Raw genomic sequence first — 20,862 nt, forward strand, 5'->3', positions numbered from 1 at the left:
AATCGTTAATTGTTAGTCATTCATCATTCATCATTCATCGTTAATCATTAATCGTTAATCGTTAATAGCTAATCCAAAATAATAATGTATCTTTGCGCCTTGAAATTATTCCTCAGGGTGAGGATGTGTTACTAGAAGTTTAGGTTAAGTATGTCGATTCACTTCTTTATGTAACACCACATAACATAATCGCATACATAACACGAATGAACACATTCCAAGATTTAGGTCTTAATGACGACCTATTACAAGCTATTACAGATTTAGGGTTTACAAAACCTAGTGAAGTCCAAGACAAAGCAATTCCTATTTTATTAAATTCTGAGACCGATTTGGTGGCTTTGGCACAAACAGGAACGGGAAAAACGGCCGCATTTGGTTTTCCCATGTTACAGAAAATTGATGTAAATAGTCGCACCACGCAAGGGTTGATTTTGTCGCCTACCAGAGAGCTTTGTTTACAGATTACAAACGAAATGAAACTTTACGGTAAATACTGCAATGGTTTAAACGTTGTGGCTGTTTACGGTGGCGCCAGTATTACAGATCAGGCACGAGAAATTAAACGCGGTGCACAAATTATTGTAGCTACGCCTGGGCGTATGAAGGATATGATTAGCAGACGTTTGGTTGATATTTCTAAAATTGAATATTCGGTTTTAGATGAAGCTGACGAGATGCTGAATATGGGCTTTAAAGAGGATATTACCGATATTTTATCGCACACACCACAAGATAAAAACACATGGTTGTTTTCGGCCACTATGCCTCGTGAAGTGGCTTCTATTGCTAAACACTTTATGCATAACCCTCAGGAAATTACTGTTGGGAATAAAAACGAGAGTACCAATCAGGTATCCCACGAATATTATTTGGTGAATGCCAGAGACCGCTACCAAGCGTTGAAACGTTTAGCGGATGCTAATCCTGATATTTTTTCAGTAATCTTTTGTAGAACGAAGCGCGATACTCAAAAAGTGGCGGAACGTTTAATAGAAGATGGGTATAGTGCTGGTGCATTACATGGTGATTTGAGTCAGAACCAACGTGATTTGGTAATGAAATCGTTTAGAAACAAGCAAATACAAATGCTTGTGGCTACTGATGTTGCTGCCCGTGGTATTGATGTTGATGATATTACCCACGTAATAAACTACCAATTACCAGACGAAATTGAAACTTATACGCACCGTTCTGGTAGAACTGGTCGTGCAGGTAAAACCGGGGTTTCTATGGTGATTGTTTCTAAAAGTGAAGTGCGCAAGATTAAAAGTATTGAGCGTATTATCAAGAAACAGTTTGACAAGAAAGAAATACCTAATGGTATGGAGATTTGTGAGGTGCAATTAATGTCTTTAGCTAATAAAGTGCATAATACTGAAGTAAATCATGATATTGATGCGTATTTGGGTGATATTAATGCCTTATTTGACGATACGAGCAAGGAAGAATTGATTAAGAAGTTCTTTTCAGTAGAGTTTACGAGATTTTATAATTACTATCAGAAGGCGTTGGATTTAAATATTTCAACTTCTAATGACGACCATAAAGATTCTGGAAATTCTGTACGTTATTTTATAAACGTTGGAAAGAAGGATGGCTTTGACTGGATGAGTTTAAAAGACTTCCTAAAAGAAGTGTTAGAACTCGGTCAAGACGATGTGTTTAAAGTGGAAGCCAAAGACACGTTTTCATTCTTTAACACTGAAAAAGAGCTGCAAGAAAAAGTACTTGGATTCTTTACCGACTTTAAATATAACGGGCGTTTTGTAAACGTAGAAGTTTCTGAAAACAGAAGAGGTGGTGGACGACGAGATAGAAATCGCGGAGGTAAACGACGTGATGACCGAAGAAGTGGTTCTGGTTCTGGTTCAGGAAACAAGGGCGGACGTAGAAGCGACAACAAATCAAAATCAAGGCGTTCCAATAAATCGGGAGATTTTGCAAGCTCTAGACCGAGACGTTCAAGACGTTAAAATAAATTAATAATATTCTTTTGTGTAACTGAACTTGTTTAAGTATCTAAGGTTATTCTAAATAGATTCTAAAATAGGTTCAGATTACCACATTATCTACAATTTAGGTATGCTTTTTGTTAATTTTAAGTCAAATTAGAACAATAACCCCAACATGTTAGTGTTTTGTTTAGTACTTTTATAACCTAATTATTGTGATGTATTCCGCTATGAAACGCTTTTTAAGTATCTTTTTTATCCTTATCGCCTCTGCTTCTGCTATGGCGCAAGAAGATATTACCAAAGCTATTGGAACGGTTGTAAATGCTGCTAATGATATACCTTTAGAAAGCGTGAACATTGTAAACCTAAATCAGGTTAAAGGTACTACCACCAATAATAATGGTGAATTTGCTATCACAGCTAAAGTGAATGACACCTTACATTTCTCTTACATTGGATTTAAATCTATAAAAGTTAGGGTAACCAACGACTGGTTAAAATTTGGGAGTTCTAAAATTGAATTGACAGAATTAGCTTTGGCACTCGAAGAAGTTGTAGTCAACCAATTGAAACTTACAGGATACCTTGAAGTAGATATTAAGCAAGTACCTCAGGTTAATGACAATTATCGTTACCAAATTGCTGGATTATCTAAAGGATATGAAGCTGGAAATAAATCTGGATTAACAAAGGTTATAGGCTCTATTTTTAATCCTGCGGACTTTTTACATCGTATGTTTGGTAAAAAACCTAACGAACTGCGCAAGTTAAAGCAAATGAAGAAGGATGATGAAATAAGGAATCTTTTAGCTTCTAGATACGACCGCGAAACACTGACTGCTTTATTGAAAGTTGATCGTGTGGATTTAGATGAAATCGTAAGTCAGTGCAACTATTCCAAAGGTTTTATTCAAACAGCAAACGATTTACAAATTCTTGATGCCATTAGTGAATGTTATGAAGAATACAAGCTACTCAGTAATCGTCGAAAAGACCGAATTTAACATTTTACGTTTGGGAATGTAACGCTACCCTATTGCCCTCAGTATCTATAAAAACACCCATAAATCCATGTTCTAGAGATATCTGTGTTTTTGGTTGGTATATTTGGCCTCCAGCAGCTTCTACCCTATCTAATTCATTTTTTACATCATCACACATAAAATACACTAAAGTTCCTTCTTGACTAGGAATATAAGACTCCTGTTTTATCAAAGTACCGGCAGCTCCTTCTTTTCCTTCAGCAAAAGGAAACCATCCCATTAAAATACCACCAAAATTTTGAACATCAATTTTAACTTGAAACACAGATTCGTAAAACGCCTTGGCTCTTTCCATATCGGCTACTGGAATTTCAAACCAGCCTACCATATTTCGTTTCATAATTGTTTATTTTATTTGCAGTTAAAGATAATTAATTCTCAACTTGATAAAACCGTTCCACAATCTCATCATAACTTTTTATTGTTTTCCTGCACCAATCTAATTGTTTCTTAAGCTTTTCATGTTCTGAAAGTTTCCAATCAATATTACTACGCCTTAACTTATATGTTACATATTGCAATATAATAGCCGCAGATACCGAGATATTTAAACTTTCCGTAAATCCAACCATGGGGATTTTTAAAAAACAATCTGCCGAATTTAAAACCTCATCCGATAACCCTTCCGTTTCCCTTCCAAAGAAAAAACAGGATTTTTTAGAGATGTCAAAGTCTTGTAAATCGCAATCATTTTTATGAGGCGTTGTTGCTACTATTTGATAACCTCGTTCCTTTAAAGTACTTATACATGTTTTTACAGAATGGTATCGGTTTAAATCTACCCATTTTTGTGCACCCATAGCAATTTCCCTATCAATCCGTTTGGTATTTTGCTCTTCCACAATACTTACTTCTTGAATCCCAAAAACATCACAACTGCGAATTACGGCACTTGTATTATGTAATTGGTAAACATCTTCTGTAGCCACAGTAAAATGGGTGGTGCGCTGTGATAAAACGGTTTCAAACTTCGCTATGCGTTTATCGGTTAGATAAGATTTCAAATGGTCTAATAAATCTTGCTCCCTCATTTAATTAACTTATATTTAAAACATAAAGATACAAATCACTGACTATGATTCATCTTAAAGGAGCTCTCTGCAGCCTAATTTTATTAGTTTTTTTTAGCGCTGGATTTTCTCAAAACAAGGCACGGTCCAGAAAAGCCCAAGACACTAAAAATAGTAGTTTTTATATCACTGAAAATGAGACTAATGACGTGAAAGTTGCAAAACTAGGACAACAGTTGCAAAATGCCATTATAGAGAGTAACACAGAGGCATTTATGCAATTGTTTGATACCAAAGGTTTTGGGGAATTAGTCACCGCAAGTACCAAAAACGATAAATCATTAAACAACTACAGGGCTAATTTTTTAAAAGGCTTTGACTCTAATATAACCGCATTTCCAAAAAAAATTATTAACGAGGTAGAGACAGGTAGCTACTACGATTTTGTAAACTACAGCTATGATAATAGCATGGATACCTATTATATGTTATTTAGAATTTATTCTGCGGAAACAGGTATAAACTATCATTTTTATAGAGTTTCTATCGTAAATAACAACTTTTCATTCAATGATATTTACGTTTACCTTACTGGAGAAGCGCTGAGTAAAACTCTAGAACGCTTTTATTTATACGCGCTACCTAAAAAAAGTTTGTTTGATTTTTTTGGTGAAAGTAACGCTGATGAATTCATTAAACTTGCACAAGGTGTTGATTATTACAATAAAGGTGATTTTAAAAATGCATACGATAAAATAGACGGTTTAAAAGGCGATTTAAAGGATGATAAATTTGTTTTGGTTATCAAATCTGTCTGTGCTTCAAATATTAACGACGCACTGTATAAGAATTCCATAAAAAACATTATGGATAACTACCCTGATGATGCTACGCTGTATTTAAGTCAAATAGATTACCATATCTTAACTGAAGACTATGATATGGCGTTGTTGTTGTTTGAAAAACTAAAACAGGATACCGATGATAGTTTTTTAAATTTAATGATGGGTAATGTAGAGTTTCAAAGAGAGAGATACGAAAAAGCACTTTCTTATTTCGAGATTATAACACAAGAATTCCCAGATTTTTTTGATGGTTATTCCTCCAAATTGTCTTGTCTTTCATTAATGCAGGAATTTGATGAATGCATAGGTGTATTAGATTTTTTGGTTAAAGATGGTTATGCTAAAACTGATATTATGGGTTTTGTGGAAGAAATTGATGTATACAATGTAAACATTCTGAAAGATTTGGCAGCATCTGAGACTTTTAAAAACTGGAAAAAACTATAGCATAACTATGAAGCATATTGTAGTACTTACTGGAGCTGGTATGAGTGCCGAAAGTGGTGTAAAAACCTTTAGAGATGCCGGTGGTTTATGGGAAGGCCATGATGTTATGGAAGTAGCCTCTCCACGAGGCTTTGCTAAAAATCCTGAATTGGTTTTAGATTTCTACAACCAACGTAGAAGACAATTGTTTGAAGTAGAACCCAACGCGGCACATAAAGATATAGCGAAATTAGAAGATCATTTTAAAGTTACCGTAGTTACACAAAACATTGATGATTTGCACGAACGTGGCGGCAGTACGAACATTATACACTTACACGGTGAACTTTTAAAGGCAAGAAGCACTTATGATGATACTGATATACAAGATTGGAATACCGATTTAGTTTTAGGTGATGTTTGCAAAAAAGGGCATCAATTACGTCCTCATATTGTGTGGTTTGGAGAAGATGTTCCCCTAATTGAAAAAGCAGCACAAATTTGTGCAACGGCGGATATTTTATTGATTATTGGAACTTCTATGCAAGTATATCCAGCAGCAGGATTGATGCATTACACACCTTCTGACATACCCATTTACTTTATCGACCCTAAACCAAATGTCGCTAGTAGCAAACGAGTGACTGTAATCGCTGAAACTGCTACCATCGGTATGAAGCGCTTATTTAAAATGTTAGGTGTTTGAGTTTATCGTATCAAACTAAAGTGTCCACGAAAAACCTTAACATTCCCATCATTATCTATGAGATTTATAACGTACCAATAGTCATTAGTGTTGAGCTGTTGGCCATTAAAAGTTCCGTTCCAGCCATTACCGAAGGCTTTAAATTGCTTAATAAGTTTACCATATCTATCGTAAATATAAACGGTAGAATTTTGGGAATAATCGGCACTTAAGCCTTTAATATTCCATGTATCATTCGTGCCATCGCCATTAGGCGTAAAAAACTTAGGAAAGCCCATAACAAATACATCCAACACAACAGTTCCGCAACCATTTATATCTCTCACATAAACTTTATGTGCGCCCGCTAGTACATTTCGAAATATCGGTGCATCTTGAAAAGGGCCAAATTCGTTATCTAATGCAAACTCATAATCGCCAATGCCAATATTTGAGTCATCAATTATTATGCTATTATTGTTTGACAAATCTTCAATTGTAATATCATCTTCAGTAATCGTAGAGCTGCCGGACGCTTTAACCTGAAAGGTGATAGGAAACGATACACAGCCTTCTGCCGAGGTTGCTACTACGGTATAAACATCTTCTGTTGCAACTGTTGCAAATTCCGAAGTACTAATTACAGCATTGTTAGAATCGGTCCACACATAAGTGTATATGCCATTTGGATTAAAGGTGTTTAGAGTTATAGAACCTCCATTTAAACAAAAGGTTTCTGATTGATCTACTTGAAATTCTGGCCTTGGATGAACCGTTAGCACTAAATTTGGCCCTATACCAAAACACTCACCGTTATCTTCACTTTCAATACGAACATAAAGTGTTTCTGAAAATGGATTTTCATTAGTATAACTGGCTGGTGTGGTTATTTCATTTTCTTCCAATTGCGCATCACTCAGGGTTTTAAAATAATGTACGGTCAAATTCTGTCCTGTTGGAAATTGATTTATAAAATTATTTGAAACGGAAGTTAAATCAAACACAGAAAAACCGTCTGGATCCGTATCGTCATCACAAGTCTCTATTTCTTGAATAAATGTAGGAGATAATACCGTTGTAGACACCTCTAAATTTATTGTAGAAACATCAAAACATCCTGTTGTATTATTTTCTACACGTCCGTAAATTTCACTGGCCGTTTGATTATTAAAAGGTAAAGGGATTAAGGGATTTGCACCTGTATTAGCATCATTTAGAGACACATGATAAGAAACAGAAAAATCATTCTGGTTTTCGGTTGTTATAATTTCGTTTAATTCATTCAGGTTGAAATCCGTAAAACCATCCGCAAGTCCATCTTCATCACAATTTTTAAAAATAACTGCGGGCTCTACTTGAGGGAGCACATTAACTTTTATGGTAAATTCTGCACTAGTGACACAGTTTGCGTTTAAAATATTTTCTATGCTTACATAAATAGTCTGTTCATTCACAACAGTATTCTGAAAAGCTTCAGGTGAAGCTATCGGCACTGTTGTTGCAGGATCATCATAATAAAGCACCTGGAAATCGGTGGCATCACTACCGTTTAATAAAAGTGTTTCTACAGATGTTAAATCAAACTCCGCAAAACCGTTAGTATCATCGCCATCGGCCATGGTATCACATATTTCAATTGGCAATATAGTATTAGGTAATAATGGCGTTACAGTTTCAAATATAAAAACATCTATTTCTAATTTTCCTTCGCTTTCACAACCATTTACAGTCTGTGTTGCATAATACGTTTTGGTTTCGAGGGCCGTAGTATTATCTAAAAGCATTGTACCCGCAATATCTGCATACCATTTAATATTATCGCCCACAATTACTAAATCTGCAAGTGTAGCATTATCTATATCACAAAACTCTTGAACATTATCGCCGGTTGGTGTTGGTGTTTGCAAAACAGTTACTGTTACTTGGGTTCTACCTGAAGTACATCCATTATTGGCTACACTAACATAATACACAGAAGTACTTGTAAGTATAGGTGTAGTAAAACTTGATGAGCTGGCAATTGGCGTTCCACCAACAGGAACACTATACCAACTTATAAAGCCAGCTGTGGATGTAGCACTTATGGTTGCAGATTCACCAATGCAAATAGTAGCTTCTGAAATACTATCTATGCTCGGTGTACTGTTTACAATGGCTGTAACCTGTGTACGTTCTCCAATAAAACACCCATTTACAGAAGCCATAACGAAATAGTTGGTTGTTGCCGTTAAAGTTGGCGTTATAAAAGTATTACCCGTAAATACGGGTGTTGTTGCCGTTAAACTATCAAACCAAACAGCGTCTCCATTAGAAGTGGTAGCTCCTAAAGTGAATGTTCCCGAATCGCAAACAGCAGCAGATACTACAGCATTAGTAATTGAAGGGATATTAATTTTTGTACTGGCTGAAATATCAACAACAGGATCTCCAGGAGTACCACCATATTCTACAATATAGCCTTGTGGATGATAGTCGCTTGAAGGATTTAAATCTCCGGTATTGGGTAAATCGTTCCAAGACCCTCTATTACCTACATTAGGGCTGGTTACGTGCGCATAGTCTTCATCGCCAAATTGATTGGGCTCTCCTACATTCCAATTAGCAAAATTAGGTGTTGTCCCGTTAGCTAAACCGTTCCAAAATACTGTACCCGCTTCAGGACCGGTCATCCATTTCCAAACGCCTTCTGTTTCCACATCGCTACCTCCTATCCATCCGGCACCTGCTGCTTGTTCTCCAGAAAGCTGTGCTTCCTCAACAGAAGTTATGGTTGCCAAATATCCTTTTAAACCAAAATATGTTCTGGCATCTGCCGCTACCCTAGCGTTTGTCCATGTTATACCTGGAGCAGAAACATACTCATAGTAATGGTCTGTAGAGGGCAAATAATTAGCACTCCCAATAGTAAAAGAAAAAAACTTATCGCCTGAATTTGTATTAACAGTACCTTGGTATACAACATCATTCACTGCAGCGATCAAATCGGGATATTGCATTGCAACGCCACCTAGACCTGATAAACTAAGTTTTCCTTGGGTTGCGTTCCAACTTGAAATAATATTTGGATGTGTTCCTGTTAGCATTAAAATATCTTCGCCAAAAGTGTAGCCTTCAGAAATCTGAATAAAAAAAGCATCAATTTGGGTGTCATCGGGGTCTATGATATCAAAGCTTGTCGCAATATTTATTTGTGTTCCTGGACAATAGCTCTGATCTCCAACGGCATTAAGTGTTGGAGGTATGTTTTGAGACCACCCAGAACAAACATGTAACGTAAACAAAATGAGTATTGAAGAATTTAAAACAAATTTCAAAGCATTATTTTTTTATAAAGTTAACCATTATCAATTATATAGCAGAAAGATATTGTTACGACACTTAAATAACAGATAAATCACTATAGCAACATTCGATTAGTGTATTTAAATTGAGCTTTAAGGTTTGACTCCCCCATTCTTCTCTTCAATCCACTTACTTAAATACTTTGTACTTTGAAGCGAATGGTGCATAAGCAATTGTCCGATAAAATTGTTCTGTCTTTTCTCGTTAATATGATTTGATATGTTCTGAATTGCTTCCATCAAAATCTTATGATATATATTTTTGTTGAAAAATTGATTTAAAACTTGAAATGTATTAGCTGACTTTTCATTCCATTGCGATTCATTTTCATATATATCTACTGCTTTCACTGAAAATGTTTCAGGCGTATCAGAAATACGTCCACATGCTTGAATTAAATCTTCCATTCCTTCAGCTCCAATTGAAGTGGTAATAGAAGGTGTGCCATTTTTCATAGCATCAATTAGTTTACCTTTTAGGCCAGCTCCAAATCTAATAGGTGCTAAACACACTCTAGCTTGCTGCATTACCGTATTGACATCTTTGGTGAAACCTTTTATTAAAAAACGCTGCTTTTCATTGTGTAATTGATTCACTTTTTCTGAAGCATAAGCACCATACACATGCAATTCAGCATCTGGCAATTCTTTTCGAACCAAAGGCCATATAGTTTCCTTTAAATATAGAACAGCGTTATAATTTGGCTCATGTAGAAAATTACCAACAGTTACAAAATGTTCTCTTTCTTCAAACTTTGGAAGTTTAGAAAATTCTGCTTCTGATATTTCATTAAGCATAAAGGGCAAATACAGCAAGAGTGATTCCTCAATCCTAAAATCATGTTGCAGTAACTTCATTTCAGCTTTAGAAATTATCAAACTTAAATCGCATCTGTAAATACTTGCAATTTCACGTTTGGCTATATCACTATACAAATAAGTTTTGTCAAAAGATTTACCATCCTTAAATGCTTGTTGCCTGCCTTTTCGCAAAAAATGAAGATCTTCAGTGTCTAAAACACGCACTGCATTTGGACATTGTTCGGCAACACGCCATCCAAATTGCTCTTCCATCATAAAACGATCAAATAGCACCACATTAGGATTCAAAGCTTTAACATATGCATCAAAACTTACGTTATTCAGCTCAATAGTTTTTTGAGCGACACCTATACTACTTAAATCAAAAGCGTTTTCAGTTTTTGCACAAGGACTGGCAAAGGTAATATCGTAATTTTCGGAAAGAAAAACATCAATAAGTTGCAACATTCTGCTACCAGCTGCAGAACTCCTGGGCTCTGGCCATACATAACCTACAACAAGTAACTTTTTCTTCATAAAAATTCATGAATCTCAAAAAAAATTCCAAATTTTCAGACAACAGCCATTAAAATTTGGAATTTCTATTTTTTTTTGACTTTTAAATTTATTCAGGCTTAGGCTGAAGCCCATACATGACGCGTACCTGTTTTGCCCAATCAACAACTGCTTTAATTTCAGCATCGGTTAATTTTGCATCACCGTGAGTCCATGTGTAAGAATTTAACGGCATCTCCCCTTCCTCGACTTCTTCAATCAATTCTTCAAACTTATGGTCTTTTCGCTTTACAGAATTTCCTTCCCATTTAGACACATTAAAATGCTTTTTTCCATCTTTAACGTGTCCTGCCAGCCAATAGTTAACAGGTGTGATACTATTATACCAAGGGTATCTGGTAAAATCGCTATGGCAATCGTAACATGCGTTTTTTAAAATGAGTTTTACATTATCAGGTGGATTTGTTTCAGCCTCAAAAGCTGCTACAGAGGCAATATCTCCAGAATTTTTTTCAGGACCAAAAAATTGAGCAATTACTAAAACTATAAGCAGTACCAAAGCTATTTTTTTTATTATTTTCATACATGTAATTTTAGAGTTTAAAAATAAGAAAAGCTTTTGACTACAGCAGAACTTTATAAAGAATTAAATTATGTGAATCACTCCCGTGAAAAGCGTTTGTATTACGCAAATTTAGTAATCGACAATCCAAAATTGATACCCAAACTCCTTGATATTTTATTTATGGTAAATGATAAAATTTCCCCAAAAGCAGCTTGGGTACTGGAGTTTATGTGCAGTAAAAATATCTATTCTATAATTCCGTTTTTAGATACGTTTACCGAAAAATTAAATCTAATTCATTTAGATTCTGCGGTGCGCCCTGTTGCAAAAATTTGTGAACTTTTGGCTATTGCTTACACCTCAAAAGACGATAATAAGGTGAAGTATGCTCTTAATAACACACATAAAGAGCGTATTATAGAAACGAGTTTTGATTATTTAATTAACGATGAAAAAGTAGCGCCCAAAGCATATTCTATGAGTACTTTACTGCTTTTGGGAAAGGAATTTGACTGGGTATATCCTGAACTGGTTTCTATATTAGAGCGCGATTTTCATTCACAAAGTGCTGCCTTTAAAGCTAGAGCTAGACATATCTTAAAAAAGATAAAGAAAAACAGCAAATTATAAGCTTTAGTAATAAATTAATTCATGCAAAAACTTCACTCTTCCAGCTTCGGTCTTCTACCTAAATAAACTATCTTTGCGTCTTTCAAAAAAATCAAACAAAATGTCATTATCACCACTTAACGCCATCTCTCCAATTGATGGTCGCTACCGAAATAAAGTTGAGGCCTTGGGCGCATATTTTTCAGAAGAAGCATTGATAAAATATCGTGTTTTAGTTGAAATAGAATATTTTATTGCTTTGTGTGAAATTCCCTTACCGCAATTAGAAAAGGTAAATCATGATATTTTTGATGATTTAAGGACGATTTACAAGAATTTTTCTTCGGAAGATGCCATTGCCATAAAAGATATTGAAAGTGTTACCAACCATGATGTTAAAGCAGTAGAGTATTTTATTAAAGAAAAATTTGATGCTTTAGGTTTATCTGAGTTTAAAGAATTTATCCATTTTGGTTTAACATCCCAGGACATTAATAACACGGCTATTCCTTTAAGCATAAAAGAAGCCATGAATGATGTTTACGTTCCTGAATATTTTACCGTTTTAAATAAACTAAAAGAACTTGTTACCGAATGGGCACAGGTTTCTATGTTGGCAAGAACGCACGGGCAACCAGCATCACCAACACGATTAGGTAAAGAAATCAATGTGTTTGTTGTACGTTTAGAAGAACAGTTTAATTTATTAAACGATATTCCTAGTACGGCCAAATTTGGTGGTGCCACAGGTAATTTTAATGCGCACCATGTAGCATATCCAAATATTGACTGGAAAGCTTTTGGTGATGCATTTGTACAGGAAAAACTAGGGTTGCAGCACTCCTTCCCTACAACTCAAATTGAGCATTACGACCATATGGCTGCATTGTTTGATACTTTAAAACGTATTAATACTATTCTGATTGATTTAGATAGAGATGTATGGACATATGTTTCTATGGATTATTTTAAACAAAAAATCAAAAAAGGCGAAGTTGGTAGTTCTGCGATGCCACATAAAGTAAACCCGATAGATTTCGAAAATTCTGAAGGAAATCTGGGTATTGCTAATGCTGTTTTTGAACATCTTTCCGCTAAATTACCAATCTCTAGATTACAGCGCGATTTAACTGATAGTACAGTTTTAAGAAACGTTGGTGTACCATTTGGGCATACCATTATTGCTTTTAAAGCCACCCTAAAAGGGTTGAATAAATTATTGTTGAACGAAAGTAAATTTGCCGAAGATTTAGAGAATAATTGGGCCGTAGTGGCAGAGGCTATCCAAACCATACTAAGAAGAGAAGGCTATCCAAATCCTTACGAAGCATTAAAAGGTTTAACGAGAACTAACGAAAAAATCAATCAAAGCTCTATTTCAAATTTTATTGATACTTTAGAGGTTTCTGAAGACATTAAAAAAGAATTGAAACAAATTACCCCAGGAAACTACACGGGTATTTAATGATTTATCGTATGTTAAGCAATAAACAATCTTTGATACTAACTGGTTTAATGGTAGCTGGTATTTTTGTGTTTGGCGTACTAGATATTTTAGAGAATTTTATTGTACTCACCTTTTTAACGCTTGTATTTTTTGCAGTAATAACAAATTTGTTTTACGCAAATTTTAAGCAGAAGGACGATAATTCAAACGAATAATGATAAAACAAAACTCCGATAAAAAATTATCGGAGTTTTTCATTTATAGTAACATAATTCACGAACTATTTGAAAAAATTCAGCATATCCTGTATTTGTGATTCATCAACATTAGCACTATTGAGTGCCTCGGCTAAAGTCATCATTTTTTCAGGGCTCATATCACTTCCCAAAATCCTTACTACTGCAAATCCCATATCTTCAGCACTTCCAAATACTACTACTTCATCAGCCTCATTATCATCACCAATATACTTTACTAAAATCTTTCTGCCTTTATCGCTAAACTCCATTAAGTCTTCATACTTCTGCTGCTTCAAGATAGACTTTACATTATCTAGTTCGGTAGCATAAACGTCTTTATTGGTATCGTTTACATTAAACCCTAAAAAGTTTAATCTTCGTACAGATTCAAATGCCTCATTTTGAGCTTCGGTAAAATTAGTTTTATCTATTTTCACCATAGATATTGGCAAATCCTGTGATATAAAATTAGGCTGCTCTTGATGGTCTACAAAATAGCGCTGTAAACTTTGTTCGTTATTACAGCTTACCAATACAGTGCTTAGTATAGTTAAAAGACAAATTATTTTAAATGTTCGTTTCATGTTTTGATGTTTAACATTGAATTTTTAAATACTAAAAAAGTATTTAGAAAATTACACAAATTTTCTTCACTCCAGTTTTAAATTTAGAATGAAGAAAATTGTTGTTCATTTTATGATTGATCTATTATTGATTGATGAAATTTATTGCTATTCTTACTCTTTCTCTAAATGTTCTCCTCCAGGGATATTCATTTTTTGAGTAAGTTTTGAGATTTCATTTAAATCAATATCCCCGGTCATAGATACTACTACAGTTTCTATCTTACGCTCCTTTCCGTTTATTTCTATCTTGTCATCCATTTTCTTATCAATCCCCGTCACGAAGATAAGTAGTTCCTTTACGTGGTCCGCATCGCGCCCTTCCTGTACAAAGAACTTTACTTCGGTACCGTCATCCTTCACCTCCATTAATTCTTCCAACTTGCTAGAACGCCCTTTAACCCATTTAGAAATATCAGCTGAAATTGCAGAATTATCGGTAACAATGGTTTTAAAACTAGTGATGCTTTTCACCATATCCATGTAAGCTTGTGCCTCTGGGTCATCAACATCAATATTTATTTTAGCTAACATTTGAAACATTTTAGGTTTAATGTTTACAAAGGTTACGTTGGGATCATCACTGTATTTATCAAATACATCCTTTTGTGCCATTCCAGTAAGTGGCAACAACATAATTGCCATTACAAATACTATTAATTTTGTTCTCATTTTATTTGTGTTAAGTGTATTTAAAGTTTTCATTTTTTTCTGTTTTAATTTTTAGTTTTAAAAATTATACTAGTTGAGTTTTCAATCTCATTCAAATAATTTAGAGTTGACGTGCCTTTGTTGATCTCATCGAGATAGTTAACGGTAGCCGTACCTTTATTAAAATGATTTGAAATCATAGCTAACTGTTTTGATACTTCGTTAAACGCTAGCTCTGGGTCGTCAATCGTGCCATAATCGACAGGACGACTAAAATAAACCCCAAACATGATGACCGCAACTGCTGCAACCGATAACCACCTATAATTAAATGTCCTTTTAGTTTTTAATGGTAGGGCTTTCGTATACTGTTCCTGTTGGTTTCCCAAAAAATACACAAACATGGGTTTGTAGTGCTCTAAGTGCGGTGCAACGTTGTCTCCAGAAAAATAGTTTTTTAACACTTGCTCTTCCTTAAGGCTAGTTTCCCCGTTTTCGTACTTTTCAAGTAATTTATCTATGCTATTTAATACCATAATTATGAGTATTAGTTAATCGTTCTCTTATTGTTTTTCTTGCTCTCGATAAGGTTACTCTTACCGCTGTATTGTTCATATCCAGCATTTTAGCAATCTCATCAAAATCATATTCTTCTATATCTCTTAGTTGAATTATCATGCGCTGTTGTTCTGGCAACTCTTCTATTATGCGTTCTACCCAACTTACGCTATCATTAAGTTCAACTTGTTTCTGTAGTGGTGTACTTTTCTCTTCATAATTACTATGTACAATTTTTAAGTTTTGTGCCTGTTTCGATTTTAACTTATCAAAACAAAAATTCTTAGTCATTGTCATAGAAAAGGCCTCAACATTTTTATACTCACCAATCTTACCTTTATTCTTCCACAGTTTCAGCAATACCTCTTGAGTGGCATCTTCAGCTTCTTCCGTAGATACAAGCAATCGTTTTGCTAAACGAAACACTTTATCCTTAAAAGGCATCACTAAGTTTAAAAACTCGTTCTGAGTCATTTTGGTTGTGGTTAATGTTTGGTTAAAATAACGTTATCTGTGCTATTTGTAATTACGACGACCCAGTATTTATTTTGTTACAAGGGTATTCAAAAAAAAATTAAAATTTGGGCGCAACCCACAGGGGGTCGGGCTTTCGGCAGTTGCTTTTTTGTGTTGCATAGGTGCAACAACACAAAAAGAGCTTCAACTAATGCCTCAATCCCTTGCGCGGGGCTATTTGCGAGCATAGTTTCTCAATAAACACTTTATTTTTATTATCGAATGCAATAACAGCCTTTAGCCTTTAGCCTTTAGCCTTTAGCCTTTAGCCTTTAGCCTTTAGCCTTTAGCCTTTAGCAAGAATAAATAAAAGATAAGCTTTACCAATAGCCAATAGCCAATAGCCAATAGCCAATAGCCAATAGCCAATAGCCAATAGCCAATAGCCAAACATAAATTTTTTATTATACAATAATGTAAGTAAATTTAGGGTTTATTAGACTACTATATAAAATTCCCGAAAAATGAAATTGAGGAAACATGTTAAACTTAGAATTTTAGATGGTTTATCACTTTTCTGAGATTACATGTGTCAATAATAAAAATAAAAGCTATCACATGAAAAGAATAAAAGCCCTAGTCCTAATATTAGCTGCCCTAGTTTTAACAAGCTGTTTTGAGGATAGAGACGACAATATCGTTCAATCCAGCAGTATAAAAGACTTTGTTTGGAAAGCCATGAATGTGGTCTATCTTTATAAAAGCGAAATACCTAATTTAGCTGATGACAGATTTGGTAGCAATGCAGAATACTCAGAATACCTAGACGGATTTACCTCTCCCGAAGCATTATTCGAAAGCTTAATATACCAAAGAGAAACCGTAGATAGGTTTAGTATCATAGTTGATGATTATATTGCCTTAGAACAAAGTCAACAAGGTATTTTTAAAACTAATGGCATGGAGTTCGTTCTTTATGCTGCTCCTAATAGCGAAACAGAGCTTGTGGGCGTTGTTAGATTAGTACTTAATGGAAGTGACGCGGATTCTAAGGGTGTAAAGAGAGGCGATTTGTTCGGGCAGGTTAATAATACTACAATAACCAGAACAAATGTTGGGCAACTATTAAACCAAGATACTTATACCATCAATCTTGGCACTTATGATGATAAAGGCACAACAGATACTACAGACGATAGTATTGAACCCAATGGAACGAATATAGCCTTAGAAAAATTTCAATTCACAGAAAATCCAGTTCATATAAGTTCAGTGCTTGAAGTAGGTGGTGAAAATGTAGGTTATTTAATGTATAACGGTTTTATTGGAGGTTCAGAAAACACTCTAAATGATGTTTTCGCGAATTTTAAAACTAGTAATGTACAGCAACTAGTTTTAGATTTACGTTATAACCCAGGAGGTTCTGTTGCCACAACAACTTTTCTTGCCAGTATGATTACAGGGCAATTTACAGGACAAGTATTCGAAAAGTTAATATATAATGAAAATTTACAAGAACTAAATTTCGATTATTTATTCGCAAATTCAATTAATGGTGCGGCAATTAATAGCTTAAATCTAAATAAAGTATATGTATTAACTACAGATAGATCTGCATCTGCTAGTGAAGGACTTATCAACGGTTTATTGCCATATATAGAAGTCATACAAATCGGAACAGAAACTACTGGAAAAACACAGGCTTCAAGAGTGTTTTATGATTCTGAAGATTTTGGAAGACAAGGGGCTAACCCTGCGCATACGTATGCTATACAACCACTAATAGCAAACGGTATTAATAAAAACAATGAAGCCGTTCCAGGAACAGGCTTACCACCATCAATTGGTTTTGAATATGAAGAACGACCGTTAAACCTTGGTGTTTTAGGTGATGTAAACGAACCTTTACTGGCTTTGGCTCTGGCCGATATAGAAAATTCAACATCTAAGAAAAGAAGTATTAAAGACCAGCCTCAGTTAATTTTTGATAAGACTATGGATAGTTTTGATTTTCTACCTTTCGAAAAAGGAGGCATGATTGCAGATTAGAACGACTTTGAAAAAACACAAAACTTATTTTAATTGGAGTTCTGGGAAGGATTCTGCATTAGCGCTATACTATTTGCTACAAAACGAGCAATATACTGTAGACGAACTCATTACAACAGTAAACACATATTACAACCGTGTTTCCATGCATGGTTTAAGAAAAGAACTACTGATTACCCAAACAAATGCGCTTGGCATTCCTGCTAGCTTAATTGAACTTCCTGAAATGCCAAGTATGGCTATTTATGAGCAAAAAATGAATGAAACTGTTTCAAGATTAAAAAACGATGGTTTCACACATTCCGCATTTGGCGATATTTTTTTGGAAGATTTACGAGATTATAGAGATAAACAGTTGGCAAAAGCAAACTTAACTTCGGTTTATCCATTATGGAAAAGAAATACAAAGGATTTATTGAATGCGTTTCTCGATTTAGGTTTTAAAACCATAATCGTTTGCGCCAATTCAAAATATTTTGATGATCATTTTGTGGGAACTGTTATCGATAAGGACTTTATAAACAATTTACCTAAAGATGTAGATCCTTGTGGTGAAAATGGTGAATTTCATACCTTTTGTTTTGATGGTCCCATTTTTAAGAACCCAATTGATTTTACTGTAGGAGAAAAAGTATATCGGGAATACAACACACCAAAAACTAATGATTCAGTTTGTACATCAGACACATATGGTGTTTGGTATTGTGATTTAATTCCGAAATAAAAAAACCTCATAGGTGTTTGAAAACTTATGAGATCTAAAAATATTTTGGTAAATGTTATAAATTCAAATTCAAACCTAAACTCACATTTCTTCCTCTAGTAGTATAACCCAAGATTTCAAAATAATCTTCATTAAATACATTGGCAACATCAACAAAAAGTTTTAGTTTGTTTTTGATGAGTTTATGACTAAAATACAAATCGACTAAAGAAAAAGCATTTAATTCTTCATTTGTAAATGTTGAAAAATTAGTATCTGTTCTACTCCCGACAAATTGATAATTCAACGATGCAAAAGTATTTTTACAGATATTATAACCCAAGCTAGCATTGGCCTTGTGCTTAGGTATTCTTAAGCGTTCGCCGTCTTTAACTTCGGTAAATGTATAATTTGCAGCTATTGATAGGTTTTTTATCACATCAACTTGTGCTTCAATTTCAAAACCATTTACAGTAGCATCAGTTGTTGCGTTTTCATAAGCTGAAGTATAAATAATTGTATTTTCCTCATTTCTATTAAAATATACACCACTTACTCGAAATCCGTTTTTTGTATTATACTCAAGTCCTCCTTCAACAGTTACGTTTTCCTCTGGTTCTAAATCTGGATTGGCTCCAAAAAAGCCAAACAGTTGAGATAAATTTGGTGCAATAAAAGATGTGGCGTAAGAGCCAAAAACTTTGGTATAGCCTTCACCAACGGTAATATTATACGACGGATTTAAACTATATACAAAATGAGATCCGTATTGGCTATGGTTATTTAACCTACCTCCCGCATTAAGATTTAAACCAAAATCTGAAACATATACTACATTTAAATAAGGATCGGTATTTGTAAAACTCTCATCTTCAACAAATACACTTTTATAGTCCCCATAATTTAAGCCAACAATGGTATAAAGTTCATCATTAAAATTATATTTATTAAAAGCATCAATTACATAACTATTGGCTTCGTTTGTTGACCCAAATTCCGAAATAGTTTCTCTATCAATTTTGGTATATGCTGCATTTACTTGGAAACTTCCGTTTTTATAATTTATTTTTGGAGATACACCTACTCGCTTTTGTTGAGAAATAAACTCATCATCGGTATCAGCAAAAGCAAATGTTGGTGGTGGAAATCCATCAATATCAGTTTTAAACTTATCTAGACTGGCATAAGCAGTTATCTCAAATGTATTTGAAAACTCATACCCTAACTTTAAATTGGTATTATATCTGGAAAAGGGGTCTTTTTCCGCATTTTCTGCTTTTGAGGCAGATAAACCATCTACAAATCTATTCCCAAAACTAGCTAAATATGTAAACTTGTTTAAAGTACCATTTATTGAAACATTATTGGTAAAACTTGCACCATTATAGTTTAAATCATCTTGGGTTTGATTTGTACCCACCACAGTTAAAAAACTTCCTGAAACTTTATCTTTTGAAGCTTTTTTCGTTGTAATATTTATAACAGCCGTTGCCGCAGCATTTCCATAAAGCGTACTTGCAGCACCTTTTACAATTTCTATAGATGCTATAGTGTTTAAATCCATTAATCGTAAATCAAACTCGTTATTTACTAAAGAAGGGTCGTTAATTTGAACCCCATCAACAAGCACCAAAACCTGCCTGTTGTTACCACCACGTACAAAACTAGATATGTTTTGTCCTGCAACACTTCTGCTACCATTAACTTCAATACCACTTTTGGTATTAATTACATCTGCAACCGTTCTACCTTGGTTTTGCTCAATTTCCTGTTGTGAAATTTTAATCACTGTTTTACCAGAATTTTCGCGTTTTAATTCGAATCGTGAATCCGAAATTACAACTTCATCAAGTTGCTGAACTTTTGTTGAATCTGCTTGTTTTTCTTGTGCAAAACCAACCATTGACAATCCTAAATATAGGATACCAAAAACATGTTTTTTTTTCATTTAAATGAATAATTACTCGAGAACCGCATGGATTATCATACGCAAACTTTTATCCCGAAAGTTTAACTTATTTGTTTTGAAAATGGCAGGTCTCCTGACTTGCGTCTTCATGTTGGTCTTCCCATCAAAATGACAGTGACATTGAAGTTAACATGAAGCTTTATAGCTTACAGTTGCGGGAACAGTTCAAGAATGAAGCGTAACGAATATCGATTTTTGATCTATGAATTCTTAATTCGTTAATCACCAATCGTTTATCGTCAAACTTTTCACTTGATTCCCTTTTAATCCGTTTAGTAAAAACCAAACTAGAACCAAATTTCGTTGCAAATGTAATTTTTTAATAGACGTATAAGCCTATAAAAACTACTTTTTCTTATTTAGCTTAT

General features: G+C 34.4%; 19 protein-coding genes and 1 riboswitch. Of the genes, 9 read left to right on the forward strand and 10 right to left on the reverse strand.

The annotated features are described in order from the left end of the window. The first annotated feature begins 206 nt into the window (after nt 1-206). Both BMY39_RS09060 and BMY39_RS09065 read left to right on the forward strand, forming a co-directional pair. Nucleotides 207-1,976, forward strand: a complete 1,770-nt coding sequence (locus BMY39_RS09060) for a DEAD/DEAH box helicase (RefSeq protein WP_092578771.1) — start codon at nt 207-209, stop codon at nt 1,974-1,976. Between the two features lie 209 nt (nt 1,977-2,185). Further along, nucleotides 2,186-2,962 carry a carboxypeptidase-like regulatory domain-containing protein gene (locus BMY39_RS09065; RefSeq protein WP_092579206.1) on the forward strand — a complete coding sequence of 259 codons (777 nt, stop codon included), beginning with the start codon at nt 2,186-2,188 and terminating at the stop codon, nt 2,960-2,962. A gap of 4 nt (nt 2,963-2,966) precedes the next feature. On the opposite strand, the gene BMY39_RS09070 is transcribed toward BMY39_RS09065, so the two are convergent. Next, nucleotides 2,967-3,341 carry a VOC family protein gene (locus BMY39_RS09070; protein ID WP_092578773.1) on the reverse strand — a complete coding sequence of 125 codons (375 nt, stop codon included), beginning with the start codon at nt 3,339-3,341 and terminating at the stop codon, nt 2,967-2,969. A gap of 31 nt (nt 3,342-3,372) precedes the next feature. Beyond that, nucleotides 3,373-4,032, reverse strand: coding sequence for a TrmH family RNA methyltransferase (locus BMY39_RS09075; RefSeq protein WP_092578775.1), 660 nt, complete (start codon nt 4,030-4,032; stop codon nt 3,373-3,375). Nucleotides 4,033-4,076: 44 nt separating this feature from the next. On the opposite strand from BMY39_RS09075, the gene BMY39_RS09080 reads away from it, so the two are divergent. Beyond that, nucleotides 4,077-5,303 carry a tetratricopeptide repeat protein gene (locus BMY39_RS09080; protein ID WP_092578777.1) on the forward strand — a complete coding sequence of 409 codons (1,227 nt, stop codon included), beginning with the start codon at nt 4,077-4,079 and terminating at the stop codon, nt 5,301-5,303. A gap of 7 nt (nt 5,304-5,310) precedes the next feature. Continuing rightward, complete coding sequence (locus BMY39_RS09085; protein WP_092578779.1) at nt 5,311-5,988, forward strand: SIR2 family NAD-dependent protein deacylase; 678 nt, start codon at nt 5,311-5,313, stop codon at nt 5,986-5,988. Nucleotides 5,989-5,990: 2 nt separating this feature from the next. Here the strand turns inward: BMY39_RS09085 and BMY39_RS09090 are convergent, their stop codons facing one another. From BMY39_RS09090 to BMY39_RS09100, 3 genes are all read right to left on the reverse strand, one after another. Continuing rightward, entirely contained in the window at nt 5,991-9,281 is a 3,291-nt protein-coding gene (locus BMY39_RS09090) for an Ig-like domain-containing protein (protein ID WP_143064757.1), read from the reverse strand. Nucleotides 9,282-9,401: 120 nt separating this feature from the next. After that, the gene (locus BMY39_RS09095) at nt 9,402-10,646 is read right to left on the reverse strand and encodes a glycosyltransferase (RefSeq protein ID WP_092578783.1); all 1,245 of its coding nucleotides are present in this window, start codon (nt 10,644-10,646) and stop codon (nt 9,402-9,404) included. Nucleotides 10,647-10,734: 88 nt separating this feature from the next. Next, entirely contained in the window at nt 10,735-11,208 is a 474-nt protein-coding gene (locus BMY39_RS09100; protein ID WP_092578785.1) for a heme-binding domain-containing protein, read from the reverse strand. A 36-nt stretch (nt 11,209-11,244) separates the two neighbouring features. Between BMY39_RS09100 and BMY39_RS09105 the strand changes: the two genes are divergently transcribed. The 3 genes from BMY39_RS09105 to BMY39_RS09115 all read left to right on the forward strand — a co-directional run bounded on the left by BMY39_RS09105 (nt 11,245) and on the right by BMY39_RS09115 (nt 13,461). Further along, nucleotides 11,245-11,820, forward strand: coding sequence for an adenylosuccinate lyase (locus BMY39_RS09105; protein WP_092578787.1), 576 nt, complete (start codon nt 11,245-11,247; stop codon nt 11,818-11,820). Nucleotides 11,821-11,920: 100 nt separating this feature from the next. Further along, complete coding sequence (gene purB / locus BMY39_RS09110) at nt 11,921-13,264, forward strand: adenylosuccinate lyase (protein WP_092578789.1); 1,344 nt, start codon at nt 11,921-11,923, stop codon at nt 13,262-13,264. Nucleotides 13,265-13,275: 11 nt separating this feature from the next. Continuing rightward, nucleotides 13,276-13,461: a hypothetical protein gene (locus BMY39_RS09115; RefSeq protein WP_143064758.1), complete on the forward strand. Its 186-nt coding sequence runs from the start codon at nt 13,276-13,278 to the stop codon at nt 13,459-13,461. Between the two features lie 65 nt (nt 13,462-13,526). Here the strand turns inward: BMY39_RS09115 and BMY39_RS09120 are convergent, their stop codons facing one another. The 4 genes from BMY39_RS09120 to BMY39_RS09135 form a co-directional block, all read right to left on the reverse strand. Further along, complete coding sequence (locus tag BMY39_RS09120) at nt 13,527-14,069, reverse strand: DUF4252 domain-containing protein (protein ID WP_092578793.1); 543 nt, start codon at nt 14,067-14,069, stop codon at nt 13,527-13,529. A gap of 153 nt (nt 14,070-14,222) precedes the next feature. Beyond that, nucleotides 14,223-14,780 (reverse strand): DUF4252 domain-containing protein, encoded by a 558-nt coding sequence (locus BMY39_RS09125; protein ID WP_092579208.1) that lies wholly within the window; start codon nt 14,778-14,780, stop codon nt 14,223-14,225. Between the two features lie 44 nt (nt 14,781-14,824). Further along, on the reverse strand, nt 14,825-15,295 hold the full coding sequence (locus BMY39_RS09130; protein WP_092578795.1) for a hypothetical protein: 471 nt from the start codon (nt 15,293-15,295) through the stop codon (nt 14,825-14,827). Next, nucleotides 15,282-15,791 carry an RNA polymerase sigma factor gene (locus tag BMY39_RS09135; RefSeq protein ID WP_092578797.1) on the reverse strand — a complete coding sequence of 170 codons (510 nt, stop codon included), beginning with the start codon at nt 15,789-15,791 and terminating at the stop codon, nt 15,282-15,284. The genes BMY39_RS09130 and BMY39_RS09135 overlap by 14 nt, the downstream gene beginning before the upstream one ends. 600 nt (nt 15,792-16,391) lie before the next feature. Here BMY39_RS09135 and BMY39_RS09140 point away from each other — a divergent pair. Next, nucleotides 16,392-17,822 carry a S41 family peptidase gene (locus tag BMY39_RS09140; protein ID WP_177176577.1) on the forward strand — a complete coding sequence of 477 codons (1,431 nt, stop codon included), beginning with the start codon at nt 16,392-16,394 and terminating at the stop codon, nt 17,820-17,822. A 7-nt stretch (nt 17,823-17,829) separates the two neighbouring features. After that, a complete protein-coding gene (locus BMY39_RS09145) occupies nt 17,830-18,546 on the forward strand; it encodes a Dph6-related ATP pyrophosphatase (RefSeq protein WP_092579210.1) in 717 nt (238 codons plus the stop codon). 55 nt (nt 18,547-18,601) lie between these two features. On the opposite strand, the gene BMY39_RS09150 is transcribed toward BMY39_RS09145, so the two are convergent. Then, a complete protein-coding gene (locus tag BMY39_RS09150) occupies nt 18,602-20,473 on the reverse strand; it encodes a TonB-dependent receptor plug domain-containing protein (RefSeq protein ID WP_092578801.1) in 1,872 nt (623 codons plus the stop codon). 67 nt (nt 20,474-20,540) lie between these two features. Further along, nucleotides 20,541-20,796: riboswitch (cobalamin riboswitch) on the reverse strand. Nucleotides 20,797-20,862: the final 66 nt, after the last annotated feature.

This window comes from Hyunsoonleella jejuensis, assembly GCF_900111025.1.
GTDB lineage: Bacteria > Bacteroidota > Bacteroidia > Flavobacteriales > Flavobacteriaceae > Jejuia > Jejuia jejuensis.